Source organism: Streptomyces sp. NPDC037290 (assembly GCF_055603245.1).
Genome location: NZ_JBVJVZ010000002.1, coordinates 554,527 through 581,424 on the forward strand (window position 1 = coordinate 554,527; position 26,898 = coordinate 581,424).

The 26,898-nt window shown below is 73.5% G+C and carries 15 protein-coding genes and 1 pseudogene; 13 read left to right on the forward strand and 3 right to left on the reverse strand.

The annotated features are described in order from the left end of the window. Nucleotides 1–108 precede the first annotated feature (108 nt). The 7 genes from ACZ7HQ_RS08175 to ACZ7HQ_RS08205 all read left to right on the forward strand — a co-directional run bounded on the left by ACZ7HQ_RS08175 (nucleotide 109) and on the right by ACZ7HQ_RS08205 (nucleotide 9,056). A complete protein-coding gene (locus ACZ7HQ_RS08175) occupies nucleotides 109–330 on the forward strand; it encodes a phosphopantetheine-binding protein (protein ID WP_470986313.1) in 222 nt (73 codons plus the stop codon). Continuing rightward, complete coding sequence (locus ACZ7HQ_RS08180; protein WP_470986316.1) at nucleotides 327–1,682, forward strand: flavin monoamine oxidase family protein; 1,356 nt, start codon at nucleotides 327–329, stop codon at nucleotides 1,680–1,682. The genes ACZ7HQ_RS08175 and ACZ7HQ_RS08180 overlap by 4 nt, the downstream gene beginning before the upstream one ends. Next, a complete protein-coding gene (locus tag ACZ7HQ_RS08185; protein ID WP_470986319.1) occupies nucleotides 1,679–3,403 on the forward strand; it encodes a class I adenylate-forming enzyme family protein in 1,725 nt (574 codons plus the stop codon). The genes ACZ7HQ_RS08180 and ACZ7HQ_RS08185 overlap by 4 nt, the downstream gene beginning before the upstream one ends. Before the next feature lie 158 nt (nucleotides 3,404–3,561). Beyond that, on the forward strand, nucleotides 3,562–5,550 hold the full coding sequence (locus ACZ7HQ_RS08190) for an FAD/NAD(P)-binding protein (protein ID WP_470986322.1): 1,989 nt from the start codon (nucleotides 3,562–3,564) through the stop codon (nucleotides 5,548–5,550). Between the two features lie 2 nt (nucleotides 5,551–5,552). After that, on the forward strand, nucleotides 5,553–7,049 hold the full coding sequence (locus ACZ7HQ_RS08195; protein WP_470986325.1) for a class-II fumarase/aspartase family protein: 1,497 nt from the start codon (nucleotides 5,553–5,555) through the stop codon (nucleotides 7,047–7,049). Between the two features lies 1 nt (nucleotide 7,050). Further along, a complete protein-coding gene (locus ACZ7HQ_RS08200) occupies nucleotides 7,051–8,448 on the forward strand; it encodes a KamA family radical SAM protein (RefSeq protein ID WP_470986328.1) in 1,398 nt (465 codons plus the stop codon). Nucleotides 8,449–8,450: 2 nt separating this feature from the next. Then, nucleotides 8,451–9,056 (forward strand): TIGR03086 family metal-binding protein, encoded by a 606-nt coding sequence (locus ACZ7HQ_RS08205; RefSeq protein WP_470986330.1) that lies wholly within the window; start codon nucleotides 8,451–8,453, stop codon nucleotides 9,054–9,056. A 5-nt stretch (nucleotides 9,057–9,061) separates the two neighbouring features. On the opposite strand, the gene paaI is transcribed toward ACZ7HQ_RS08205, so the two are convergent. Then, nucleotides 9,062–9,517: a hydroxyphenylacetyl-CoA thioesterase PaaI gene (gene paaI, locus ACZ7HQ_RS08210; protein ID WP_470986333.1), complete on the reverse strand. Its 456-nt coding sequence runs from the start codon at nucleotides 9,515–9,517 to the stop codon at nucleotides 9,062–9,064. A 35-nt stretch (nucleotides 9,518–9,552) separates the two neighbouring features. Here paaI and ACZ7HQ_RS08215 point away from each other — a divergent pair, with 35 nt between their 5' ends. The 6 genes from ACZ7HQ_RS08215 (at nucleotide 9,553) to ACZ7HQ_RS08240 (ending at nucleotide 24,624) form a co-directional block, all read left to right on the forward strand. Further along, nucleotides 9,553–9,948, forward strand: coding sequence for an acyl carrier protein (locus ACZ7HQ_RS08215; RefSeq protein ID WP_470986336.1), 396 nt, complete (start codon nucleotides 9,553–9,555; stop codon nucleotides 9,946–9,948). Further along, nucleotides 9,945–16,403, forward strand: a complete 6,459-nt coding sequence (locus ACZ7HQ_RS08220; protein ID WP_470986339.1) for a type I polyketide synthase — start codon at nucleotides 9,945–9,947, stop codon at nucleotides 16,401–16,403. The genes ACZ7HQ_RS08215 and ACZ7HQ_RS08220 overlap by 4 nt, the downstream gene beginning before the upstream one ends. Before the next feature lie 14 nt (nucleotides 16,404–16,417). Continuing rightward, nucleotides 16,418–18,250: a polyketide synthase gene (locus ACZ7HQ_RS08225; protein ID WP_470986342.1), complete on the forward strand. Its 1,833-nt coding sequence runs from the start codon at nucleotides 16,418–16,420 to the stop codon at nucleotides 18,248–18,250. A gap of 25 nt (nucleotides 18,251–18,275) precedes the next feature. After that, on the forward strand, nucleotides 18,276–19,847 hold the full coding sequence (locus tag ACZ7HQ_RS08230) for a long-chain-fatty-acid--CoA ligase (RefSeq protein ID WP_470986345.1): 1,572 nt from the start codon (nucleotides 18,276–18,278) through the stop codon (nucleotides 19,845–19,847). A gap of 144 nt (nucleotides 19,848–19,991) precedes the next feature. Then, nucleotides 19,992–20,906 carry a HipA family kinase gene (locus tag ACZ7HQ_RS08235; RefSeq protein WP_470986348.1) on the forward strand — a complete coding sequence of 305 codons (915 nt, stop codon included), beginning with the start codon at nucleotides 19,992–19,994 and terminating at the stop codon, nucleotides 20,904–20,906. Between the two features lie 142 nt (nucleotides 20,907–21,048). Beyond that, nucleotides 21,049–24,624 carry an nSTAND1 domain-containing NTPase gene (locus ACZ7HQ_RS08240; protein ID WP_470986351.1) on the forward strand — a complete coding sequence of 1,192 codons (3,576 nt, stop codon included), beginning with the start codon at nucleotides 21,049–21,051 and terminating at the stop codon, nucleotides 24,622–24,624. 44 nt (nucleotides 24,625–24,668) lie between these two features. Here ACZ7HQ_RS08240 and aceB read toward each other — a convergent pair whose 3' ends face one another. Together aceB and ACZ7HQ_RS08250 are read right to left on the reverse strand one after the other, a co-directional pair. Further along, complete coding sequence (gene aceB, locus ACZ7HQ_RS08245) at nucleotides 24,669–26,294, reverse strand: malate synthase A (RefSeq protein WP_470986354.1); 1,626 nt, start codon at nucleotides 26,292–26,294, stop codon at nucleotides 24,669–24,671. 184 nt (nucleotides 26,295–26,478) lie between these two features. Further along, nucleotides 26,479–26,898: pseudogene (locus ACZ7HQ_RS08250) on the reverse strand (nucleotidyltransferase family protein); the annotation flags it as partial.

The following is a 26,898-nucleotide window of genomic DNA, read 5'->3' on the forward strand; positions in this document are numbered from 1 at the left end:
CGACCCGGTCCCGGCCGCACGCCCACGCCTACGCCCGCGCCACCGCCCGACGGCATTCACGGCGCGACGGCATCCACCCCACAACGGCACCACAGACGAGGACAGTTGATGAGCACCGACGACATCGTCGCGATATACAAACGCGTACTGGAGACGGACAACGTCTCCGCCGACTCCGACTTCTTCCTGCTGGGCGGCGACTCGCTGCTGGGGACCCGCATCCTCAGCGCCGTCGCCAGGGCCCAGAACGTGGAGCTGACGTTCGAGGACCTGCTGGACGCGCCCACTCCCGGCGGGCTGGCGAAGAAGATCGCGGGCGTGGCCCGGTGAAGGTCCTCGTCATAGGCGCCGGCCTGGCCGGTCTCACCGCCGCCACCGGCCTCGTCACACGCGGAGCCGACGTCCGGGTGCTGGAGGCGCGCGACCGCGTCGGCGGCCGGATGCACGGCATCGAGGTGGCGGACGGCCAGTGGGCCGACGCCGGTGCCGCCTACCTGGGCGAGCGCCACACCGCACTGCTGGCCCTGATGGCCGAGACGGACCTGAAGGCGGTGCCGACCACCATGGAGGGCGCCAGCCGGTTCGCCCTGTCCGCCGGTGACGGCCGCACCCCGGACGTGCGGTCCGTGCCGGGCCGCTTCCCGCCGCTGAGCGCGGTCGCCCTGGGCGAGATGTTCGACCTGCTCGACGAGGTGACCCGGGCCGTCCGGGTGGACGCGCCCTGGCTCACCCCGGACGCCGAGCGCCTGGACACCACGACCGCCGCCGAGTGGGCCGAGCGGAACCTCCGGCACGCCGACGCCCGGCTGTTCTTCCCGCTCTTCCTCGGCGAGATGATGGCGGCCGACCCCGCCGACGTCTCCGTCCTGCACATGGCGTTCTACCTGCGCTCCGGCGGCGGCCTGCGCTACCTCAACGCCTTCGCCGGAGGCGCCCAGGAGTCCCGGATCGACGGCGGTGCCCACCGGTTGTGCGAGGCGCTGGCCGCCAGGCTCGGCGACCGCGTCCGCCTCGCGGAGCCGGTGCTGGCCGTGGACCAGGACGACCACGGCGTGCGCGTGCGGTCCGCGGGCGGCGAGTACCGTGCCGACGCGGTCGTGGTCGCCGTGCCGCCGGTGCTCGCGGACCGGATCGACTTCCGCCCGGGCCTGCCCGCACCCCGCTCCAGCGAGCGCACCGCGCCCGGCTGCGCGGTCAAGGTCCACCTCGTCCATCCCTCCCCGCTCTGGCGGGAGTCGGGCCTGTCCGGCTGGTCGGTCAGCTCCGACGGGCCGCTGCTGTCCACGGTCGACGACTCGCCCGCCGGCTCGGTGGGCGTCCTCACCGGCTTCGTCACCGGCGAGGAGGCCAAGCGCTACGCGGCGCTGCCGCTCGCCGAGCAGCGCGCCGCCGCCGTCGCCCAGGCCGCCCGGATCTTCCCCGGCCTGCCCGAGCCCGTCGGCTTCCACGTCACCAACTGGCTGGACGAGCCCTACAGCCGCGGCTGCTACGCGGCCCTGTTCGGCCCCGGCGACTGGATCGCCCAGGGCCCCCGTCTGACCCGGGCGCACGGCCGCGTCCACTGGGCCGGCACCGAGACGAGCACCGAGTTCTTCGGGCTGATGGAAGGCGCCATCCGCTCCGGCCACAGGGCTGCCGCCGAGGTGGCCGACCGCTATCCGACCTCAGGGAGTACACGGTGACCGACCTCAGCCCCATCGCCCCGCTCGAAGTGCGCCGGCAGTTCATGACCGATCCCGACCTGGGCGCCGGCAACTTCCTGCAGAAGGCCCTCGAAGCCAACCCCAACAGCCGCGTCCCGTACGCCTACAGCCACTCCACGGACCACCGGGGCCAGGTCGTCCTGCGCGGCCACAGCCTGACCGACCTCGCCGCGCTGCGCGACCGTTACGCCCACTGGTACCTGACCAACGGCGTCCGGCCGGGCGAGCCCGTCGCGGTGTTCGTCGCCGAGGGACTGGAGCCGCTGCTGCACTTCCTGGCGCTGACCGCGCTCGGCGCGATCCCGGCGCTGATCAACAACGCCATGCCGGAACGCACCGCGATCCGCTACATCGACCACGTGGGCGCCGTCGGCCTGGTGGCGGACGACCCGACGCGGCTCGTCGCCGCCTACCGCGCCGACGGCAACCGACGCCGGCCGCGCTTCGTCGTACCGGCCGCCGAGATCCGCGCGTACGACCCGGCGGACGGCGCGCTCCCGGCCGGATACCCCCACCGGCACGCCCCCGACGAGGTGGTCGCGCTCATCCACTCCTCGGGCACGACCGGGACGCCGAAGTCGACGATGCTCGCCCATCGGCAGTTCTGGGCCGGCAAGGAGCCGAGGATGGAGCGGTTCCCCGCCCAGCCCGAGGACCGGCTGATGTCCCTCATGCCGCACACGCACGCCGGCGGTCTCAGCTACTTCCTCACCGCCACCCTCCTGGGACTGCCCACGGTGGTCATGGGCGACTGGCGCCGGTCGGTCGTGGAACCGGTCATGAAGGCCTTCCGGCCCACCATGGTCGCCTCCTTCCCGCGCACCTTCGTCGAACTGGCCACGGGGGAACTGCCGGTCGAGGCCGCCGCCCGGGTGCACAGCTGGTTCAACACCGGTGACGGTGCCCACTACGGCCACATCAGGCGCCTCGTACAGCTCGGCGAGCGCCCCGCCGGCCTGATCAAGCCGTGGCTGCTGCCCCGCGACCACGACGCCGCGGAGCCGCTGCCCGGTTCGCAGTTCATCGACGGCCTGGGCTCCTCCGAGATGGGCATGGCACTCTTCGGACAGGTCACGACGCCGGAGACGGAACGCAACGACCGTTGTGTCGGCAAGCCCACGGAAGTCGTCACCGCCGCCGCCGTCCTGGACACCGACGGCCGTGAGGTGCCCGTCGGCACGGTCGGCCTGCTGGCCGTGAAGACGCCGTCGCGCACACCCGGCTACTGGAACGACCCGGACCTCACGCGCAGCTTCGAACTCGACGGCTACTGGCTCACCGGAGACGTCGCCCGCAAGGACGAGGACGGCAACTTCTACCACCTCGACCGGACCGTGGACGTCATCGACACCGCCGACGGCCCCGTCTACAGCCTGCCGCTGGAGGAGGTGCTGCTCGCCGACTGCGCCGACGTCGTCCAGGACTGCGCCGTCGTGGGCGTGCCCGCGGCGGACGGCGCCGGACACCGCCCGATCGCGGTGGTGCGCACACAGCCGGGGATCGCGGAGCCCGCCGCGGACGCACTGCGCGAGCAGGCCGGCAAGGCCCTTGCCGCGGCCGGACTGGCGCAGCTCGCCGAGGTGATCGTGGCGCGCGAGCCCGCCGACTTCCCCACGGGGGTCACCGGCAAGGTCCTCAAGCGCGAGCTGCGGACCCGCTGGGCCACCCTTCTCACCGGCCCCGGCCACGCGTCCGCCTAGGCGGGCCCCGACGCCGCGTCGTCCGCCCGGCGGCCCCCGCCCCCGGCCCCCCGCCCCCGGCTCGCCGTCCGGCGGGCCGGGGGAGCCGCAGGAACGCCGGAGGGCGCGCACCTGTCGGCGGACACGTGGTCACCTCGAACGAAGGAAGGAACCCCCTCATGGCAGAGAGCGATGCCACGACCCTGTGCGTGATCGGGGCAGGCCCCCGAGGGCTGTCCGTGGCCGAGCGCGTCTGTGCCAACGCCACCGCCACCGGGCAGCGGGTGGTGCTGCATCTGGTCGATCCCTACCTGCGGCTCGGCAGCCGCGTCTGGCGCGTCAGCCAGCCTCCGGTGCTCCTGATGAACACCGTCGCCTCGCAGGTCACGATGTTCACCGACGAGAGCGTCACCTGCGAAGGGCCCGTCTCGCCCGGCCCCAGCCTGTACGAGTGGGCCAAGCTGCTCGAACGGCTGGAGCCGTACGTGCCGTACCCGCCGCACGTGTACGAGGAGGCCAGGAGGCTCGGCCCCGACTCCTATCCCACGCGGGCCCTGTACGGGCGCTACCTGGGCTGGGTGTTCGACCGCCTGGTGCGCACCGTGCCCGAACACGTCGTGCTCGAGCCGCACGGCGCCCGCGCCGTCACCGCCCGGGACGAACCGGCCGGAACGCAGACCGTCACGCTGGACAACGGAACCCGGCTCACCGGCCTGGACGCGGTCGTCCTCGCCCTCGGCCACGTCGACATGCCGCCGACCGCGCAGGAACGCCGGCTGCAGGCGTTCGCCGCGGAGCACGGACTGGGCTACCTGCCGCCCGCCAACCCGGCCGACGCCCCACTGGACCGGATCGCCCCCGGGGAGCGGGTGGCCCTGCGGGGCATGGGCCTGAACTTCTTCGACTACCTGGCCCTGCTCACCACCGGACGCGGCGGCTGCTTCGTCCGCGAGGAGGGGACACTGCGCTACCGGCCGTCCGGCGCCGAACCCGTCCTGGTCGCCGGCTCCCGGCGCGGCGTGCCCTACCACGCCCGCGGCGAGAACCAGAAGGGAGCCACCGGCCGGCACCACCCGCTGTTCCTGACCGAGGAGGCCGTCAGGGCGATGCGGGCGCGCCGCGCCGCGGGCGAGCCGGTCGAGTTCACCCGGGACGTGTGGCCGCTGGTCGACCTGGAGGTACGGGCGGTCTACTACCACGCCCTGATCGCCCAGGAACGCGACCGGTACGCCGCCGACGTCTTCCTCGACGCGTTCCGTGCGGCCGCCGCCGTGGACCCGGACCGCCCGGGCGACGGCGGCGCGCCCGGCCCCTCGGCCCGGGCCGAGCGGGTGCTGCGGCACTTCGGCGTCCCGGACGACCGGCGCTGGGACTGGGAGCAGATCGCGCGTCCCTACGGCGACCGGGAGTTCACCGGCGCCGCCGACTTCCGCGACTGGCTCCTCGCCCATCTGCGCCGGGACATCGAGGAGGCGCGCCGGGGCAACGTGCGCGGCCCCCTGAAAGCCGCTCTGGACGTGATGCGCGACCTGCGCAACGAGGTGCGCCTCGTCGTCGACCACTCCGGCGTCACCGGCGACTCCTACCGCGACGACCTGGAGACCTGGTACACGCCGCTCAACGCGTACGTGTCCATCGGGCCGCCGCTCGCGCGGATCGAGGAGATGGCCGCCCTCGTCGAGGCCGGCGTGCTGCACGTCGTCGGCCCGGGCATGACGGTGGACACCGCACCCGGGGAGAAGGCGTTCGTCGCGCACTCGCCGCGCGTTCCGGGATCCGAGCAGCAGGTGTCGACGCTGATCGAGGCACGGCTGCCCCAGGTCGATGTGCGCCTGACGCGCGACCCCCTGCTGCGCGACCTCATGGAGCGGGGCGCCGCCCGCGCCTACACGATCGCCAACCCGGCGCGTCCGGGCCACCTCACCGGCGGCCTGGCGGTGACCCGCAAGCCGTACCGGCTGGTGGAGGCGTCCGGTGCGGTGCACCTGTCCCGCTTCGCCTTCGGCATCCCCACCGAGGCGGTGCACTGGGCGACCGCCGCCGGGATCAGACCCGGCTCGGACTCGGTGATCCTCGGCGACGCGGACGCCATCGCGCGGGCCTGCCTGAGCGCGGGCAAGACGGCGCCCCGCTACACCGAGCCGTTCGCGACCGCGGAAGGAGACTGACCATGCGAGCGACGCACGACACCGGCCCCGCCCCCTGTCCGCCCGACGCGGGCCGCGCCGCCGTTGCCGGGCCTGCGGACCGGTGCCACGACGACGCCCCCGGCACCGACGCCGGCCTGCTGTCACCGGTCCGGGCCGGCGGTGAGGAGGCGCTGTCCGACGAGGCGTGGGTCGCGGCCATGCTCGACGTGGAGGTGGCCCTGGCCCGTGCCCAGGCGCGGCTCGGGGTGGTCCCGCACTGGGCGCTCGCTCCCATCGAGGCCGCCGTCCGCTCCCGGCCCGTCGACGTCACCCGGCTCGCCCGTCGTGCCCGCGGCTCCGCCAACCCGGTGGTCGAACTCGTCCGCACCCTCATGGACGCCGTCGCCGAACGGGACGAGGAGGCCGCGGAGTTCGTGCATCGCGGCGGCACCAGCCAGGACATCCTGGACAGCGCCGCCATGGTGCTCGCCTCCCGGGCCCTGGACCGCGTGGACGCCGACCTCGGCCGGACGGCCGACGCGCTGGCCAGACTCGCCGCCCGGCACGCGGCCACCCCCATGGCGGGCCGAACCCTCACCCAGCACGCCGTCCCCGTCACCTTCGGACTCAAGGCGGCCGGCTGGCTCACCCTGGTGCTGGACGCGAGCGACCGGGTCCGCCGGGTCCGGGCCCACCTGCCCGTCCAGCTCGGCGGGGCCGCCGGGACGCTGGCCGCACACCGGGAGTACGCGCGCCTGGCCGGAGTCGACCCCGTGGGTCACGCGGCCGCCCTGACCACCGCCTTCGCCGCGGAGCTGGGCCTGCGGGCACCCGAGGCGCCCTGGCACACCGCCCGCACCCCCGTCGCCGACCTCGGCTGGGCCGCGGTCGCCGTCACCGGCGGGCTCGGCAAGTTCGCCGTCGACGTCCTGGGAATGGCCCGTACCGAGGTCGACGAGGTGGCGGAGCCGGGGCCCGAGGGCAGCGGGGCGTCCTCCGCGATGCCGCAGAAGCGCAACCCGGTGCTCGCCACGCTGATCGTGTCCGCGGCCCGGCAGGCACCCGCGCACGCCCTGGTCCTCGGGCAGAGCCTGCTCGCCGAGGACGAACGCTCCGCCGGCGGCTGGCAGTCGGAGTGGCTGCCGCTGCGCGAGGTGCTGCGGCTGGCCGAGGGCGCCGCCCGTACCGCGGCGGAACTCGCCGCGGGACTTGAGGTCTTCCCCGACCGCATGCTGCGCAACCTGCGCCTGACCGGTGGTGCCGTGGTCTCCGAGCGGCTGAACGCCGTGCTCGCTCCGCTGCTGGGCAAGGCCGCCGCGAAGCGGCTGCTGGCCGACGTCGCACGCGAGGCCGTCACCAGCCGCCGGCCCTTCGAGGAGGTCCTGGCGGCGACGCCCGGCCTCGAGACCCGCCTCCCCGGCGGCATCACGCTCCCCGAACTGCTCGATCCCGCCAACTATCTGGGTGCGGCCGAGGAGTTGGTGGAGCGCGTGCTCCACCGCCACGGCACCCGGCCCACGTCGAACGCTGAGGAATGAGATGGACGCCCTGACGGAAACGGAGCCGGGCACGCTCGCCGCCCAGCAGCCCTACGAGTACGAGCGTGTCGTCCCGGTGGAGCCCGACTGGCAGCGCCTGCCGGGCTGGCGCGACGTCACCCCGGCGCAGTGGCGCGACGCCCAGTGGCAGCGTGCCCACTGCGTGAAGACCCCACGGCAACTGCGGTCCGTGATGGGCCCGTTGCTCCAGGACCGGTTCTACGAGGACCTGGAGGAGGACCGCCGGCGCTTCGCGACGATGTCCACGCTGCTGACGCCGCAGATGCTCAACACCATGGCACCGCACGCGCCGACCGAGCCCGTGGCGTTCACCGAGACCTTCCTCGCCGACCCCGTGCGCCACTACATGCTGCCGGTGGCGAGCGACCGCGACCCGGAGTGGCCCAGCCACCCCTGTGCCGAGCGGGACTCACTGCACGAGGCCGAGATGTGGGTGGTCGAGGGCCTGACCCACCGCTACCCCACCAAGGTGCTCGCCGAACTGGTCTCCACCTGCCCCCAGTACTGCGGCCACTGCACCCGCATGGACCTGGTGGGCGGCTCCACGCCCCAGGTGGACAAGCTCAAGCTCACCCTGAAGCCGGCCGACCGCCAGGACCAGATGATCGACTACCTCAAGCGCACGCCGGGGGTCCGTGACGTCGTCGTCTCCGGCGGCGACGTGGCCAACGTGCCCTGGCCGCGGCTGGAGTCGTTCCTGATGCGGCTGCTGGACCTGGAGAGCGTGCGCGACATCCGGCTCGCGACCAAGGCGCTCGCCGGGCTGCCCCAGCACTGGCTGCAGCCGCAGGTGCTGGAGGGCCTGGAGCGGGTGGCCCGTACGGCCGCCCGGCGGTCGGTCAACATCGCGGTGCACACCCACGTCAACCACGTCCAGTCGGTCACCCCGCTGGTGGCCGAGGCGGCCCGGGCGGCCCTGGACGCCGGCGTGCGGGACATCCGCAACCAGGGCGTCCTCATGCGGGGCGTCAACACCACGCCCAAGGAGCTGCTCGATCTGTGCATGGTCCTGCAGGGCGAGGCGAACATCCTGCCGTACTACTTCTACATGTGCGACATGATCCCGAACGCCGAGCACTGGCGGGTCGCGGTCTGGGAGGCGCAGGAGCTGCAGCACCGGATCATGGGCTACCTGCCGGGCTACGCCACCCCGCGGATCGTGTGTGACGTGCCGTACGTCGGCAAGCGCTGGGTCCACCAACTGGCGGCCTATGACCGCGAGTTGGGTATCTCGCACTGGACCAAGAACTACCGCACCGGGATCGAGCTGGACGATCCGGAGGCGCTCACGCGCCGCTACCCGTTCCACGACCCGATCGCCACCCTGCCCGAGTCGGGTCGCCGCTGGTGGCGCGAGAACACACGCAAGGAGGCATGACCATGAGCAACGAGAAGGACTTCCGCACGCTCGACCGCCGCGCCGTGGAGCGCAGCGCCGAGATCGTCGCACAGGTCCGCGACGGCCAGTGGGACGCCGAGACGCCCTGCGCGGGCTGGACACTGCGCCGGCTGCTGGACCACATGACGGCGCAGCACCTCGGGTTCGCCGCGGCGGCCCGGGGCGAGGTGTCCGACGCCTCGATGTGGGAGGAGAAGCCACTGGACGATCCGGGGCGCGCCTATGCCGAGGCCGTCGAGGAGGTGCTCGCCGCCTTCTCCGCCGACGGCGTGCTCGAGCGGGAGTTCTGGCTGCCGGAGATCCACCCGAAGGTACGGTTCCCCGCCGCCCGCGCCATGAGCTTCCACTTCCTCGACTACGTCGTGCACGGCTGGGACGTGGCCGCGTCCCTCGGCATCCCGGCGGCCTACGACGCCGACCTCGTCGAGGCGGCGGCGGAGGTGGCACGCACGGAGGTGCCGGTCGGGCCCGCCCGGGAGCGCCCCGGGGCGTCGTTCAGGCCGCCGCTCGCCCTGACGGGGCACGGGAGCGCCGAGGACCGCCTGCTCGCGGTCCTCGGCCGTGACCCCGCCTGGTCACCGAAGTGACCTGGTCACTCCTTGTGCAGCGCCGGCCGGCCCAGCATGTGGCTCTGGCCCCGGAACTCCGCCAGGACCGTCCCGTCCGTCCGGCGCACCGTGACGTCGTACAGGCCGCCGCGGCCGAACCGGCTCCGCTCGACCGCCTCGGCGACCAGTTCGTCGCCGGGCTCGGCCGGCCGGAGGAAGGTGATCTGCGCGCCCTGCGCCACGGTCACCGGGCCGTGGGTGTTGCACGCGAACGCGAAGGCGGCGTCCGCCAGCAGGAACAGGACGCCGCCGTGGGCCGTGCCATGGCCGTTGACCATGGTCTCGGTGAGCCGCATCCACACCGTCGCCCGGCCCGGGCCGGCGTCCTTCAGCACGATGCCCAGCATGTCGCACGTCCTGTCCGTGGCGTACAGCTCCTCGGCCCGCCGCCGCGCCAGAGGTTCCGCCTCGTTCGTCCCGGTCGTGTCCGTCCCCGTCATCGAAATCCCCTTGTCCGTCGGCTTCGAGGAGCAGCATGACATCGTCCGCACCATGGCTGCAGGAATTGAGCAAAACCCCGCCATCCGAACGCAGGGCGCTGCTCGAGTCGCTCGTCGAGGCCGAGTTCAAGCGTGAACTCATGATGGACGAGACGGACGTGCTGCCCCACGACCAGAGCTATTTCGAGCTCGGCCTGACCTCACTGGGCGCCACCGACACCCGGCAACGCCTGGAAAAGGCGATCGGCCGGCCGTTCGACGCCGCCCATCTCTTCAACCACCCCACGGTCGGGCACCTGGTCGACTTTCTCGCCACCGAGGTCCTGCCCGATCTCCTCGCCCCCTCCGAGGACGCCGCCGCGGCCTCGGACCAGGCGGAACCCTCCCTGAAGGACCTGGTCGACGACGTGCTCAAGGAGCTGTACCAGTGACCGAGACCCGCACCGACGCCCTGGTCCGACAACTACTCCTGGAAAAGTACGAACCCATAGCCGTCGTAGGTATGGGCCTTCGTTTCCCGGGGGACAACGAAAGCCTCGACGAGTTCTCCGCCTTCCTGCGGGAGGGGCGGTCCGGAACCGGGCCGGTGCCCGACGACCGCTGGGACCAGGCCGCTCTGCAGTCCGCCGAGGAATCGACCGGAAAACGCCCCCTCGCGGCGGGCGGGGGATTCGTCTCCGGTTTCGACGAATTCGACCCCAAGTTCTTCAACATATCCCCCAAGGAAGCCGAGTTCATCGACCCGCAGCACCGCTGGGCCCTGGAATCCGCCTGGCGTGCGCTGGAGTCGGCGCACCTCGACCCGGAGACGCTGCGCGGCGGCAACGGAGGCGTGTACCTCGGCGTCGGCCAGATGGACTTCGCGATCGAGGTCGAGGCGCTGGACACCGCGGACCTCGACGCCCACGTCGCCGCCGGCACGGCGCACAGCGCCGCGGCCGGCCGCCTGTCGTACTTCCTGGGATGGCGCGGCCCCTGCATGAGCGTGGACACCGCCTGCTCGTCGTCGCTGGTGGCGCTGCACCTCGCCGTGCAGGGGCTGCGGCGCCGCGAGTGCGACGTCGCCCTGGCGGGCGGCGTCAACGTCAACCACCACCCGCGCAACCACATCGTCTACTCGCGCGCCAACATGCTCTCGCCGGACGGCCGGTGCAAGACCTTCGACGACTCGGCGGACGGCTACGCGCGCAGCGAGGGCTCCGGCATGCTGGTCCTCAAGCGCCTCTCGGACGCCCGGCGCGACGGCGACACCGTCCTGGCGCTGGTCCGCGGCTCGGCGGTCCGGCAGGACGGCGAGAGCGGCGGTCTCACCGTCCCCAACGGCACGGCGCAGGCCGCGCTGATGCGGGCCGCCCTGGAGAGCGCCTCCCTCGAACCGGGCGACATCCAGTACGTCGAGGCCCACGGCACCGGCACCTCCCTCGGCGACCCCATCGAGATGGGGTCCATCAACAGCGTGTTCGCCGACTCCCGCGGCGACGGCCCGCCACTCGTCGTCGGATCGGTGAAGACCAACATCGGCCACATGGAGGCCGCGGCGGGCATCGGCGGCGTCGCCAAGGTCGTCTGCCAGCTGCGGGAAGGGGCGATCTACCCGCACATCAACCTGCAGACGCCCTCCCGCCACATCCCCTGGGACCGCTACCGGGTGACCGTGCCCACCGGCGGCCCGCGTGCCTGGGAGGCCGACGGCCCGCGCCGCGCCCTGGTCAACTCCTTCGGGTTCGCGGGCACCATCGCCTCGGTCGTCATCGAGCAGGCGCCGCCCGCTCCCGAGCGGCCCGCCGCGCCCGCCGACGGGCCCGGCGTCTTCACGCTGTCCGCGAAGGACCGCGCCGCGCTCACGGCACAGGCCGAGCGGTACCGCGCCTTCCTCGCCGCCCACCCCGACCTGAGCGTCGCCGACCTGTGCCGCACCGCCAACGTCGGCCGCACCCACCTCGGCGCCCGGCTCGCCGGCCCGGTCTCCTCCCGCGAGGACGTGGACGCCCTGCTGGCGCGCCACCTGGAGCGCGGTGACACCGGCCCGGGCGCGCCCACCGGGTTCCGGGACGCCGGGGTGGCCTTCCTGCTCACCGGCCAGGGCTCGCAGTACCCCGGCATGGGGCGCGCCCTGTACGAGCGTTACCCGGTCTTCCGCCGCCACCTCGACGCGTGCGACCGCCTCTTCGCCGAACCGCTCGGCCGCTCGGTCAAGGAGATCATGTTCGGCGAGGCCCCGGACAGCGCGGAGGCGATCGACCGCACCCTGTTCACCCAGCCCGCGCTCTTCTGCCTGGAGTACGCGACGGCCCGGCTCTGGATGTCCTGGGGCGTGCGGCCCACCATCCTGCTGGGGCACAGCGTGGGCGAGATCGCCGCGGCGGCGCTGGCGGGTCTGTTCAGCCTCGACGACGCCGTCCGCCTGGTCGCCGTACGCGGCCGCCTGATGCAGTCCGTCACGGCGCCCGGCGGCATGACCGCCGTGTCGGCCCCCGCCGAGGAGGTGGCACCGCTGCTGGAGGGGTACGCCGACGTCAGCTTCGGCGCGTTCAACGCCCCTCGGCAGTGCGTCGTCTCCGGCGGCCGTGACTCCCTTGCCGAGATCACCGCGAAGCTCACGGAGCGTGGCGTGCGCACCAAGGACCTGCCGGTCTCGCACGCCTTCCACTCCCCGCTCATGAGCGAGGTCTTCGACGCCTTCCGGGAGGCGATCGACGGCATCGTGTTCCACGAGCCCCGGCTGAGTTTCGTCTCCGGCGTCACCGGGCGGATCGCCACCCTCGACCAGGTCGGGACGGCGGACTACTGGGTGCGGCACATCGCCGAACCGGTCGACTTCGCGGCCGGGACGGCAGCCGTACAGGCCCGCGGCCGGCACGTCTTCGTCGAGGTCGGCCCCTCCGACGCGCTCACCGGCCTGGGCCGCAGGACCGGCGACCACACCGCCCACCTGTGGCTGACCAGCACCGCCCGGTCCGACACCGACGCGACCACCATCCGCGCCGCGCTCGCCCGCGCCTACGAGGCCGGGCTGCCCGTCTCGTGGACCGGCTACCACGAGGGCCGCCCGGGCCGCCTGGTGCCGCTGCCCGGTTACGTCTTCACCAAGAAGCGCTACCGTCTGCCCACCGCGCGCCCCCGCGCCGTCCCGAACGGCTCGGCCGGCGGCCTCGTCCACCACCCGCTGCTGGGCCGGGAGGTGCCCGGCGCACGCCCGCGGGCCGCCGGTGAGCGCGAGTTCACCACGCACCTCGACCCGGGCACGCCGGCCTACCTCGCCGACCACAAGGTCATGGACCAGGTCGTCTTCCCCGGCGCCGGGTACGTCGAGATCCTGTTCGCCCTGCAGGACGCCGTGCACGGCGAGACCACGCGGACCGTGCGGGACGTCCGCATCCTCGAACCGCTGTTCCTCCAGGAGGACAACCCGGTCGAGGTCCGCACCCGGCTGCGGCCCCGGCCCGGTGCCTCCCCCTCCGACGGGCCGGCCACGGTCGAGATCGTCAGCCGCGTCGACGGCCGGGACGGCGTCATCGAACGCGTCCACGCGACCGCCACGCTGGACGCGGCACCCGGCACCTCCCGCGCGGCCGCGCTCGACACCGTCGTCCGCCGGCTGAGGGCCGCCGCCGAACGGCCCGGGAACCTCCAGGCCCGGCGCCACGAGGAGGAACTGTACGAGGGCTACGCCGACCTCGGCCTGCCCTACGGCCCCGAGTTCCGCCGCGTCCGCTCCGTCGACCGCTACCCGGACGGTTTCGCGGTCGGCGAGCTGCGCGGCCTGGACACCCCGGCGCCGGAACAGCTGCGCGCCTCGCTGCTGGACTGCGCCATGCAGACCCTCGGCGCCGCCGTGGACCTCGACGGCACCTATCTGCCCGTCGGCTTCGACCGGGTGGAACTCCTCAAGCGGCCCAAGGGCGACCTGCGCGTCCTCATCGACATCACGCTCGACCGGACGGCGGGCGAACTCACCGCCGACATCGCGGCCCTGGAGGGCGACCGGCCGGTCTTCGCCGTCGAGGGCGTGCGGCTCAAGCGGGTCGCCGCCGCACCCGCCGACCCGGCCGGGCGGATGCTGCTGCGCCCCCGTTGGGTCAAGCGTTCGCTGCCCCCGGCGAAGTCCGCGGCAGGCGGCCGCGAGGTGCTGGCGATCCACCGCGACCCGTCCGCGCTCACCGGGGTGGCCACGCTGCTCGCCGAAGCGGGGACGACGCTCCTGTACGCCCCGGACTCGGCCACCGCCCTGCGCATGCTCGACGAGCGCCCGGCCGTCACCGACCTGTGCTGGTTCTGGGCCCCCGAGCCCACCGCACACGACCTGGAACGGCTGCGCGCCGAGACCGAGCGCAACTACCGCGACCTGCTGACCCTCACGGACGCCGCCGAACGCCTCGGCGCCGGCCGCGACCTGCGTGTCCAGCTCGTCACCGAACGGGCGCAGTGGCTGCCCGGCGACGGCGCCGGCACACCGGACGCGGACGCCCTGGCGCCCGCGACCCTGTGGGGCTTCGGCGCCGTGCTGCTCAACGAGTACCCGGCGCTGCGCTGCGCCCTGATCGACCTCGACGGCCCCGACCTGCGCCCCCTCGCCGACGAACTGCTCGCCGGCGACAGCGCGGGCGGCGACTTCCAGATCGCCTACCGGGGCGGAACACGCCACGTCAGGCGGGTGACGCCCGCCGTCGGCGCCGGCGACACGGCCGACGACGGCAACTTCGAGCTGTCGGTCACCGAGTACGGCCAGTTCTCCGCGGTCCGCCCGGTGGCGGCCGAGGACCGGGAGCCGGCCGGCGACGAGGTCACCGTTCAGGTCCACGCCGCGGGCCTGAACTTCAAGGACGTCCTCAACGCCCTCGGCATGCTCCGCCAGTACGCCCTGGACAACGGTCTGCCCCACGAGCCGCTGCCGCTCGGCTTCGAGGCCGCCGGCACGGTCCTCGCGGCCGGACCCGACGCGCGGTACCGGCCCGGCGACGAGGTCGTGCTCAGCCGCATCGGCTGCATGCGGCGCCGGGTCACCGTGCCGTCCGCCGTGGTGGTGCGCAAGCCGGCGAACCTGGGCTTCACCGAAGCGGCAGGGCTGCCCGCCGCCTACGTCACCGCGTACCACGCCCTGCATCACCTCGCGAAGATCCGGGCCGGGGACCGGGTGCTGATCCACGCCGCCGCGGGCGGCGTGGGACAGGCCGCCGTACAGCTCGCACGGCTCGCCGGCGCCGAGGTGTTCGCCACCGCGAGCCCCCGCAAGTGGGAGCTGCTGCGCTCCCAGGGCGTCGCGCACATCATGAACTCGCGCACCCTCGACTTCGCCGACGAGGTGCTGGCGGCCACCGGAGGCGAGGGCGTCGACATCGTCCTCAACAGCCTCAACAAGGACTACGTCCCGGCCGGGTTGCGGGCGCTCGCCCACGGCGGCCGGTTCGTCGAGCTCGGCAAGATCGGCATCTGGCCGGCGGAGCGGATGCGGGACGAGCGGCCCGACGTGGACTACCACAACTTCGACCTCAGCGAGCTGCCCCCGGACGAACTCGACCGGCTGAACCACGACATCCTGACGACGGTGGCCCATCACGTCGAGGCGGGCCGGCTCCGCGCCCTGCCGACCGTCGGGTACCGGCTCGACGAGGTCGAGGAGGCCTTCGGGGTGCTCAGCCGGGGTGCCAACCTCGGCAAGGTCGTCATCGACTTCCGCGACGAGCACGAACGGCCCGGCGAGCCCGTCCGCCTCAGCGACCGCGAGACCTACCTGATCACCGGTGGCCTCGGCGCGCTGGGCCGGGCCACCGCACGCGAGCTGGTGCGACGGGGCGCCCGCCGCCTGGCCCTCGTCAGCCGCGGCCGGCCCACGGCGGCCCAGCAGGCCGAGCTGGCCGCCGCGCTGGGCGAGGACATCGAGGTCACCGTCCACCAGGGCGACATCGCCGAGCCCGCCGACGTGGAGCGGATCATCGGCACGCTCGCGGCCGGCGACGCCCCGCTGGGCGGTGTGGTGCACGCGGCCGGTGTCCTCGCCGACGCCCCGCTGACCGGGCAGACCTGGGAGCGCATGGAGAGCGTGCTGCGTGCCAAGGTGTACGGGACGTGGCTGCTGCACCGGGCGGTCGCGGCCGTGCCCTCGGTCCGGTTCTTCGTCGGCTACTCCTCCATCGCCTCCGTCCTCGGGGCGGCCGGCCAGGCCAACTACGCGGCGGGCAACGCGTTCCTCGACGTCCTCATGCAGTGGCGGGCCGCCGCAGGACTGCCCGGCCTCAGCGTCAACTGGGGGCCGTGGGCGGAGATCGGCATGGCCGCCTCGCTGACCGCCCAGCAGATCAAGGGCATCGAGGCCCGCGGACTGAAGTTCCTCCGGCCCCGGGCCGCGCTCCGCGCCCTGTTCACGGCGCTCTGCGGGCCGCACGCCCAGACGATCGCCGGCGAGTTCGACTGGGACGCCTACACCGCTGCCCAGCCGTTCGCCAACGCCCTGTTCCGGGACCTGGTCTCGGGCACCGGACCGGCGCGGCGGCCGGAGGCCGATCTGGACGACGTGCTGTCCCGGCCCAGGGCGGAACGTGAGGCCGCGCTGCGCGAACTGCTGCGCGTCAAGGTCGCCGAGGTGCTGCGGTACGACACACCCGAGGACGTCGACCCCGACACACCGTTCGTGAGCCTCGGCCTCGACTCGCTGGCCTCCGTGGAGCTGAAGAACGCGCTGGAGGCGCTGCTGCGCATCCCGCTGCCCGCCTCCACCCTCTTCGACCACCCAGCCGTACGGCCCCTGGCCGCCTTCATCGACGGCCGGCTCGTCCCGGAGGGACCGCCGGCGGACGACCCGGCCGGGGACCGGCCGGGTGACGTGCGGGACATGACCGAGGCCGAGGCGGACGAGGAACTCGCGGCGCTGCGCGAGAGCATGCTCTAGGCGGGACGGAAGACGTGACGAGCTACATCGACCATCTGGAATCACTGTCCAGGAAACAGCTCATGGTGATGCTCGCCCGGCAGCGCCAGGAGCAGACCCAGAAGATCGCCGTGACCGGCATGGGCTGCCGGCTGCCCGGCGGCATCGACGACCCCACGGCCCTGTGGACCGCCGTGCGCGAGGGACACGTCCTCGACACCGCGTCCGCCGGCGTGCCGGCCGACAGCCTCGGCCGGCCGCGCTGGAACCTCGACGCACCCGACCTGGCCCCGCTGGCCGGCCGGCTGCGCCAGGGCGCCTACCTCAGCGGCGTGGACCTGTTCGACGCCGACTACTTCGGGATTCCCGAGCAGGAGGCGGTCCACATGGACCCGCAGCAGCGGCTGCTGCTGGAGGTCACCGTGCAGGCCCTCGCCGACGCGGGACTGAGCAGACAGCGGCTGCGCCGGGCCGCCGTCGGCGTCTTCGCCGGGGCCGGGCCCGTGGAGTACCCCCATGCCTGGCTGCGGGGCGGCCTGCCCGACGGGGCGCTGTCCGCGCACATGAGCACCGGCAGCGCGCCCAGCGCCTTCTCCGGCCGGATCGCCCTGGCGCTGGGCGTGGCCGGTCCGGCGGTCACCGTCGACACGGCCTCGTCGTCGATGCTGACCGCCCTGCACCTGGCCGTGCAGGCGCTGCGGCACCGCGAGTGCGACATCGCCCTCGTCGGCACCTGCAACCTGCTGCTGTCGCCGTTCAGCACCGGCATGCTCGACCGGGCCGGGATGCTCTCGCCGAGCGGCCGCAGCCGCCCCTTCACGCGCCGGGCCGACGGGCACGTGCGCGGCGAGGGCTGCGGCGTCGTCGTCCTCGAGCGCCACGCCGACGCCGTGCGTGCCGGCCGCCTGCCGTACGCGCTCGTGCGGGGCAGCGCGCTGCACGCGCAGGGCGACCGGCCGAGCCTGTCCGTGGCCTCCGCACGCGGGCAGAAGGCCGTGATCGAACGCGCGCTGCGCGACGCCGACGTGGCACCGGCCGACGTGCAGTACGTCGAGGCGCAGGCGAACGGATCCCGGCTGGGCGGCCAGATCGAGGCCGAGTCGATCGCCGAGGCCTACCAACGCCTGTCCCCCGACGCAGCGCCGCTGCACATCGGTTCGGTCAAGGCGAACATCGGCTACCTGGAGACCGCCTCCGGCGGCCCCGGACTGATGAAGACGGCACTCGCCCTCGACCGTGCCGAACTGCCCCCGCAGCCCGGCGAGGACGACCGCGACCCCGACATCCCCTGGAGCGGCACCTCGCTGCGGCTGGCCTCCCGCGCCCTGCCCTGGCCCGGCCCGGGCCCCCGGCGGGCGGCGGTGAGCGGCTTCGGGTTCTGCGGGACCAACGCGCACGTCGTCCTGGAGAGCGCGCCCGAGCGGCCCGCCGCCGAGGGCGATCCGGCCGGACCCTGGCTGCTGCTTCTGTCGGGCCACAACGGCACGGCGCTCGCCGCCACGGCCCGGCGGCTGCACCGGCGGCTGCGGGAGACGGCCGACTGGAGCCCGGGCGGGGTCTGCCGCACGCTCGCCGAGGCCCGGGACCACCTGGCCGTCAGGTACGCCGCCGTCGTACACGACCGGGCCGGACTGCTGCGGGAGCTGGCCCGGGTCACGGACGGGGCGCGGGCCGGCGGCTCGGCGGACGGCGACGGAGGCGACCGCGTCCGCGCGCTGGCCCGGCTCGCCGAGCGGTACGCCGCGGGCGACCCGCCCGACCTCACCGCGCTGTGGCCCGACGACGCCCCGCGGCCCCCGTTGCTCCGGCTGCCCGGACCGGCCCTGACCGGTCGCCGGTACTGGCCGGACCACCACGACTGGACCTGAACCGCCTACGGATTGGACTGCCCGCATGCACCACCCCCATCTGAGGACCGTCGCGGACACCGCGGCGTTCCACGCGGCGCACCGCCCACAGCAGGTCGCGCTGGTGTGCGAAGGCCGGGAGGTGACCTACGAGCGGCTGCACCGCGACAGCAACCGCTGCGCGCGTGCCCTCGCCGCCGCTGGCGCCGGCCCAGGGACGCGCGTCGCCTACCTCGGCAAGGAGTCGGAGCACTACTACGAGATCTTCTTCGCCTGCGCCAAGATCGGCGCTGTCCTCGTCCCGGTCAACTGGCGGCTCAGCCCGGCCGAGGTCGACCACATCCTCGGCGACTCCGGAGCCGGGCTGATCCTCGCGGAACGGGAGTACGCCGACGCGGCGCGGACGGCCCGCGCCGAACTCCCCTCCCGCCCCGCGGTCGTGGAGCTCGACGGCGACGAGGAGCGCGGCGCCGCGTTCGTGGCGTGGCGGGCGCCGCACGCGCAGAACGACCTCGCGGCCGAGCCGGGCCCCGACGACCCGGTGGTGCAGCTCTACACCAGCGGCACGACCGGGCTGCCCAAGGGCGTGGTCCTCGCCCACCGCAGCTTCTTCGCCGTCGCCGGGCTGCTCGCCGAGCACGATCTGGACTGGATCGACTGGGAGCCGCAGGACGTCAGCCTCATCAGCATCCCCGGCTTCCACGTCGCCGGCATCTGGTGGGCCATGCAGGCCTTCAACGCCGGCGTGAAGAGCGTCGCCATGCGGATGTTCACCGCCCACGACGCCGTACGGCTGATCCGCGAGCTCGGGGTCACGACGACCCTCGCCGTACCCGCGATGCTCCAGATGATGCTGGCCGAACCCGGCGTCGGGGCCGCTGACTTCCGCTCCCTGCGGAAGGTCACCTACGGCGGCTCGCCCGTCTCCGAGACCCTGCTGCTGCGGTGCATCGAGACCCTGAGCTGCGACCTGGCGCAGTTGTACGGGCTCACCGAGAGCGGCAACACCGCTCTGTGCCTGCCGCCCGCCGATCACGTGCCCGGCAGCCCCCTGCTGCGCGCGGCCGGCCGGCCCTACCCGGGCGTGGAGGTGGCGGTGACCGACGACGACGGCACGTCCCTGCCGACGGGCTCCGTCGGGGAGATACGCCTGCGCACGCCGGCCGCGATGGTGGAGTACTGGGGGCTGAAGGAGGCGACCGACAAGACCCTGGTCGACGGCTGGCTGCGCACCGGCGATGCCGGCTACCTGGACGAGGACGGCTACGTCTACGTCTGCGACCGCATCAAGGACACCATCATCGTGGCCGGCGAGAACGTCTACCCGGCCGAGGTGGAGAACGCGCTGTGCACCCATCCCGCGGTCGCCGAGGCGGCGGTGGTCGGAGTCCCGGACGAGCGCTGGGGCGAGGCGGTGCGCGCCTTCGTCGTGCTGAAGCCCGGGACGACGGCGAAGCCCCGGCAGCTGAAGATGTTCCTCCAGGGCCGCATCGCCGACTTCAAGTCCCCGGGCGGGTACGAGTTCGTCGAGCGGCTGCCCCGCAACCCCAGCGGGAAGATCCTCCGCCGGGAACTGCGCGAGCGTTTCTGGGCCGACCGCGACCGACGGGTCAACTGAGCCGGCGCGACGGCTCCGGCGTCCTCGCCCGCCGTCACGCGTGGTTACTATGCTCACTTCATGCCGGAGGCCGGAAGCAGGGGGGCGCACCGCCTTGGAGGTGGCCGTGGAAAGCAAGCCGAACAAGCGACGGGACCTTCGAGGATGTTGAGGGAAGTCGCCGCAACCCGCTACATCGAACCCCTGCGCTCCGGCGGCTCCGTCCCCGGCATCGTCGAGGCCGACGACCTCGGCACCTACGTCGTGAAGTTCACCGGCTCGGCGCAGGGGCACAAGGCGCTGGTCGCCGAGGTGATCGTCGGAGAACTCGCCCGCGCCCTCGGCCTGCGCTTCCCCGAGCTGGTCCTCGTCCACTTCGACCCCGCCATCGCCGCCGGTGAACCACACCAGGAGGTGCGCGAGCTGCACGGCGCGAGCGCGGGCGTGAACCTCGGCATGGACTATCTGCCGGGCGCCCGCGACTTCACCCCGGAGATCGCGAAGACCTTCCCCGTGGACCCGCTGGAGGCCGGCCGGATCGTCTGGCTGGACGCGCTGACCGCCAACGTGGACCGCACGGTCCACAGCTCCAACCTCATGGTCTGGCCCACGCTCGGCACCGTACCGCCGCGCCTGTGGCTCATCGACCACGGCGCCGCCCTCGTCTTCCACCACCGCTGGGACACCACGACCCCGGGCAAGAGGTACGACTTCCGTCACCACGCGCTCGGCCACTACGGCCCCGACGTCCGCGCCGCGGACGCCGCACTCGCCCCACGGGTGACCGAGGAGCTGCTGCGCGGCATCGTCGCCGAGGTCCCGGACGCCTGGCTGGCCGAGGACGCCGGCTTCGCGACCCCGGGCGACGTCCGCGCCGCCTACGTCGACTACCTCCTGGCCCGTGCCCGCCTGTCGCACGAGTGGCTGCCCACCGACTTCCCGAGCCGCGACCAGCTCGCGGCCGAGGAGGCCGCCCGCGTGGCGAAGACCCAGGCGGGCCGCCCGGACTGGCTCAAACGCGTCCCCGACCTGCACGGCAAACCGGCGGCGGAACAGGACTGGTCGGCACACCTGGGATGAGGAAGAGGCAGCTCCGAGCGGGCGGTTTTCGGCCGCTGTGGCCACTTCCGACGCCTTGACGCGGTTCTGCGACGCATCCGTACGCTGCCGGAAACGGAGATCGACTCGGTGAAGCCGAGCGTGGGGGGAAGGTCGGCGTCGGGTGAGGGGATCCCGCAGAACGAGCCTCGACCTCACGTCATTGGTCCTCGGACTCGTGTTCGGCACCGGTACCAATCTCCTCACCGCCGACCCGGACACTTGGTGGACGCCGCTGCGCGCGGTGAACCGCTACGCCGCGGTATGGCTTCCGGTCGGTGTCGTCGCGGTGGTCGTCTGGGAGCTGGGGCAGCGGCGGCGGGAACGACGCCGGGTTCCGTGGACCCGGACCGACAGCCCATATCCGGGCCTGGAGGCGTTCGCCGAGGACCGGGCGGAGGTGTTCTTCGGTCGCGAGGACGAGGTCCGCGACGCGGCGCGCGTACTGGCCGCCGCCCGGACCCCGGCCCAGCGGGTGCTCACCGTGGTCGGCCCGTCGGGCTGCGGGAAGTCGTCCTTCGTAGCCGCGGGCGTCCTGCCCCGGCTGAAACGACTGCGCTGGGCGGTCCTCGGCCCGGTCCGGATCGGCTCCGGCCCCTTCGTCGCCCTGGCGCAGGCGCTCACCCCGCGCGGGTCCGAGCAGCACGCCGACGCGGTCGCACGGCTCGCGCAGCGGTTGCGGCAGGAGGCGGCGGAGGGACGTGACCTGACGGAACTGTCGGCCGCGTTGCGAGCGGCCCAGGGGCGGTACCCGCGCGTCGCCCTCGCGATCGACCAGTTCGAGGACGTCGTCCGGCTGACCTCGCCCACGGAACGGGAGCTGTTCCTGCGCGCGTTACAAAACGCCGTGCGGTCACACCCGCAGCTGCACCTGGTCCTCACGCTGCCGTCCGGCTTCCTGCACGCCACCGAGCTGCGGCCGTACGACGACCTCCTGCGCACCCGCTTCCCGCTCGGCACGCTCACCTCACGGCAGACCCGGGCGGTCATCGCGGGCCCCGCGCGGGCCGCGGGCGCGGACATCGCCGAGGAGGTGGTGGACGACCTGGTGGTCGAGGCCACCGAGGGCGACGCCCTGCCCCTGCTCGGCCAGGTGCTGCGCGACCTGTACGAGGCGGCCGGTCCGGACCGCGTCATCGGGCCGGACCTGCTGGCGCGGACCGGCCCGCTGTCCCAGGCCATCTCCCGGTACGCGGAGGGCACCTGGGCGCGGCTCCTCGCCGAGCATCCCGAAGAACGGGTGGAGGCGGTGCTCCTGCGCTTCGTCGCCTGGGGCGAACGGGGCTTCTCCCGGCAGTCCGTGCGCAGAGCGTCCCTGGACGCGGCCGGACTGGCGGTCGTCGAGGATCTGCGCCAGGCCCGGCTGGTGACGGACGTCGACGAGGGCGAGGCCTTCGACCTCGTCCACGAGGCGCTGCTGCGACACTGGCCCCGGCTGCGGGAGCTGGCGGAGCGCCATCAGGACGTACTGCGCCGCCGCACGGACCTCGAACGCCGGGCAGCGGCCTGGCTGGCGAACGACCGGTCCGCGGACGACCTGCTGCTCGGGCAGCGGCTCGCGCAGGCACGGGAACTGGTCGATGCGCACGGCAGCACCTCCCCGGCCCTCGCCGAGCTGGTCGCCGTCTCCCGGGCCAGGGCGGAGGCGGCCGCCGGGGAGCGCGCCGACGACCTCGCGGACCGGGCGCAGCAGGCCTACGCGCTGCGCGGGGAGCGGCGGCTGGCGCTGGCGCTGACGGCTGCGGCGGTACGGGAGTTCAGGGCGACCGAGAAGGTTGCGCTGACCCTGTGGGGTCTGGTGCACGGGCCCGTGGTCGACAGCATCGGATTCGGGCACCTGGGGGAGGTGCTCGCGCTCGGCTGGGACTCCGGGAGCGGGCAGCTGCGGACGATCGGGTCGGAAGGCGATCTGTGCACGTGGACGGCGCGTGGTGACCTGGTCGGTCAGGAGTCGCTGGGGCTGGGGGAGTTGCGCGGGGCCGCCTTCAGCGGTGGCGGCGACGCGTACTGGGCGGACTCCGAGGATCTGCTCGCCGTACGACGCTTCGACTCCCCTGAATTCACGCCCACCTCGCGCGCGGCCGGTGTCTTCGGGGACCGGACCATGGGGCTGTCTCCCGACGGCTGGCACGCCGCGGCTCAGCTGTCCGACAACGGTGTCGGCATCATCGACTTCGCGCCTGTGCTGCAGGGCCGGCTTCCGGACGAGCGCCGCTCCTTCGAGGCGCCGCCGGTCAGCGCGCTGACCTGGTCGCCCGACTCCTCGCTCCTCGCCCTGTTCGCGTGGCGTGAGCTGCGCGTCGTCCGCGTGCCGGACGGTGACCCGGCCTGGCGTCTGGCCAGAGGTGATGACGAACTGCCCGGCAGTACCTCCTGGTTCGCGTGGGCCCCGGACGGCCGGCGCGTCGCCCAGGTGTCCGGCCGGACCCTGCGGATCAGGGCCGCCGAGGACGGCACCGTCCTGGACGAGTGGGACGTCGGGGTGGATGCGGGTGGTGTCTTCTGGTCGCCCGACGGGCAGCTGGTGGCCGTGGCGGTGGCAGACGCCGGCCAGGGGGCGGACGCGGCCATCGCGGTGTGGCGGGTCGCCGACCGCACGCTCCTGCGCCGGCTGCGTGTCCCCTGGGGTGCCGAGGAGATCGCCTGGCGCGCCGACAGTGCCTGCTTCGCCTGGCGGTCGCGGTTCAGCGGGGTGTGGATCGGCGATCACGGTTCGTGGCGTCCCCGGGCGCTGCCAGGGGGCCTGCTGCGCAGTGTCTCGTCGGAGTCCGGGCGGGTGGCCGTCACCATGCCGGGAGGCGACACCGTCTACGTCAGGGACCCCGGCACCGCACTGCGCAGGGTTGTCACGGCCCGGGACCCGAAGCCGATGCTGGTCGCCTGGCAGCCGGGCGGGGACCGGCTGGCCGTCACCTTCCCCGGTGGCCGGGTGGAGATCCTGGACCCCGCCTCGGGCAGGTGCGCTGCCGCGCTCTCGACGGCGTACGACGTGGTGGACCGTGCCGTGTGGTCCCCCGACGGTTCGCGCCTCGCCACCGTCAGCCATGACTTCGTGACGGGCACCTACCGTGTCGAGCTCTGGGATCCCGTGACCGGGAGCCGTATCGCCCGGACCGAGGACATCGAGCGCGGGACCGGGGTGCTGGCCTGGAGCCCCGACGGCCGTCATCTGGTGACCGCCGGGAAGGAGGGCCCCCTCGTGGTCCGGGACGCCCCGACCGGGCGTCGGCTGCTCGACATCCCCGTCGGCGACGGGGCCACCGCCGGCGCGGCCTGCTGGTCGCCCGACGGACGCCGGCTCGCCTTCCTCGACGGGGAGTCGGCCGTACGGATCTGCGACGCCGCCGACGGCACACCCCTGGCGCGCTCAGCCGCCACCTACGGCGGTGCCACCGTGCTCCTGTGGTCCCCGGACGGCCGCCTGCTCGCGACCGCGGGGGGCGGGTGGGTCGCCTTCTGGCGGGCGGAGACGGGAGCGTGCCAGGCCGTGTCCCGGCTGGCGTGCCGGCTGCCGCTGGACGCGCGCTGGTCCGGCGACGGCCGCTCCTTCGTCGTCACCGGCGAGGACCACCGCCGCTACACCTGGACGCTGCCCGACGGCACGGACGCCCGGAGTTGCGAAGCGCTCCTGGAACGGGCCGCGGCCGAGCCGGCCGAGCTGACCGCCGAGGAGCGCCGACGGCACGGGCTACCCACGTGAAGGCCCCCGGTACCGCTCGGTGCCGGGGGCGTTCACATGCGGTGTCAGCCGCGCAGCTGCTCGTACGCCGGCAGGGTGAGGAAGTCGGCGTAGTTCTCGTCCAGGGACACCCTCAGCAGCAGGTCGTGGGCCTCCTGCCAGTGGCCGGCGGCGAAGGCCTGCTCGCCGATCTCCTTGCGGATGTCGGACAGTTCCTCGGCGGCGACCTTGCGGGCCAGTTCGGGTGTGGCCCTGTCGCCGTTCTCGAACTCGACGCCCGCGTTGATCCACTGCCAGATCTGGGAGCGGGAGATCTCGGCGGTGGCCGCGTCCTCCATCAGGTTGAAGATGGCGACGGCGCCGAGCCCGCGCAGCCAGGCCTCGATGTACCGGATGCCCACCTGGACGGCGTTGACGAGACCGGCGTACGTCGGCTTCGCGTCCAGCGAGTCGATCGCGATCAGATCGGCCGCCTCGACGTGGACGTCCTCGCGCAGCCGGTCCTTCTGGTTGGGCTTGTCGCCGAGGACCTTGTCGAAGGACTCCATGGCGATCGGGACGAGGTCGGGGTGGGCGACCCAGGAGCCGTCGAAACCGTCGTTCGCCTCGCGGTCCTTGTCGGCCCGGACCTTCTCGAAGGCGACCTTGTTGACCTCGGCGTCCCGGCGGGACGGGATGAAGGCCGCCATGCCGCCGATCGCGTGCGCTCCGCGCTTGTGGCAGGTGCGGACCAGGAGTTCGGTGTACGCCCGCATGAACGGGGCCGTCATCGTCACCGCGTTGCGGTCCGGCAGGACGAACCTGGCGCCGCCGTCACGGAAGTTCTTGACGATGGAGAACAGGTAGTCCCAGCGGCCGGCGTTCAGCCCCGCGGCGTGGTCGCGCAGCTCGTAGAGGATCTCCTCCATCTCGTACGCGGCCGTGATGGTCTCGATCAGGACGGTGGCGCGGACGGTGCCCTGCGGGATGCCGACGTAGTCCTGCGCGAAGACGAACACGTCGTTCCACAGGCGCGCTTCCAGGTGCGACTCGGTCTTCGGCAGGTAGAAGTACGGGCCCTTGCCGAGGTCCAGCAGCCGCTGGGCGTTGTGGAAGAAGTACAGGCCGAAGTCGACGAAGGCACCGGGGACCGGCGTACCGTCGGCGTCGGCCAGGTGCCGCTCGTCCAGGTGCCAGCCGCGCGGGCGCATGACGACCGTGGCCAGCTCCTCGTCGGGGCGCAGGGCGTAGGACTTGCCCGACCTCGGGTCGGTGAAGTCGATGCTGCCGGTGTAGGCGTCGATCAGGTTGACCTGGCCGAGGACCACGTTCTCCCAGGTGGGCGCGGAGGCGTCCTCGAAGTCGGCGAGCCACACCTTCGCGCCCGAGTTGAGCGCGTTGATGGTCATCTTGCGGTCGGTGGGGCCGGTGATCTCGACGCGCCGGTCGTTCAGCGCGGCCGGGGCGGGGGCGACCTTCCAGGAGTCGTCCGCGCGGATCGCGGCCGTCTCGGGCAGGAAGTCGAGCGTTGAGGTGCGGGCGATCTCGGCGCGGCGCTCGGCCCGGCGGGCGAGGAGTTCGTCACGGCGCGGGGTGAACCGCCGGTGCAGCTCCGCCACGAAGGCGAGCGCCGCGTCCGTGAGGACCTCTTCCTGCCGGGGCAGGGGCTCGGCGTCGACGATGGCCAGCGGGGACGGCGCTGGTGCGGACATGAGCTGTCACTTCCTTCAGCGGTGGCACCGGGTGCCTAGTGGAACGTATAGGGCAAACAGCGCCAGCTGTGCGGGCAGGCGCTTCTGAACAGTGGATAGTAGTTTCCTCATTGTGGAACTTCAATGGTTTGTTGATGTCGAGATTCTCTGAGTCGAGGCAAGGTGGCGCCCAGTGCCACCCCGTTCACTCAAGGTGGCGCAGGTCGGCTTCCGTGTCGATGTCGTACGGCTCGGCCACGTCCGCGCACTCCACCAGCCGGACGCGTCCCGCGTGCTCCTGCAGATAGGCACGCGCCCCGCGGTCCCCGGTGGCCGCCGCCGCGATGCCCGGCCAGTGGGCCCGGCCGAAAAGCACCGGATGCCCGCGCGTACCGTCGTAGGCCGCCGAGACCAGCGATTTCTCGTCCTCGTACGCATCGAGCACCCGCGCCACGGCCGCCGGTCCGATGCCCGGCTGGTCGACGAGGCTCACCAGGGCCGCGCTCGCCCCCGTGGGGGGGGGGGGGGGGGGGCGGGGGGGGGGGGGGGGGACCCCATCCTTCGGGCCAGCGCGGGTTGTCCCAAGGCAGCAGGCCCCCGAGGCGGAGGTCCCTGGGGGGTCGTC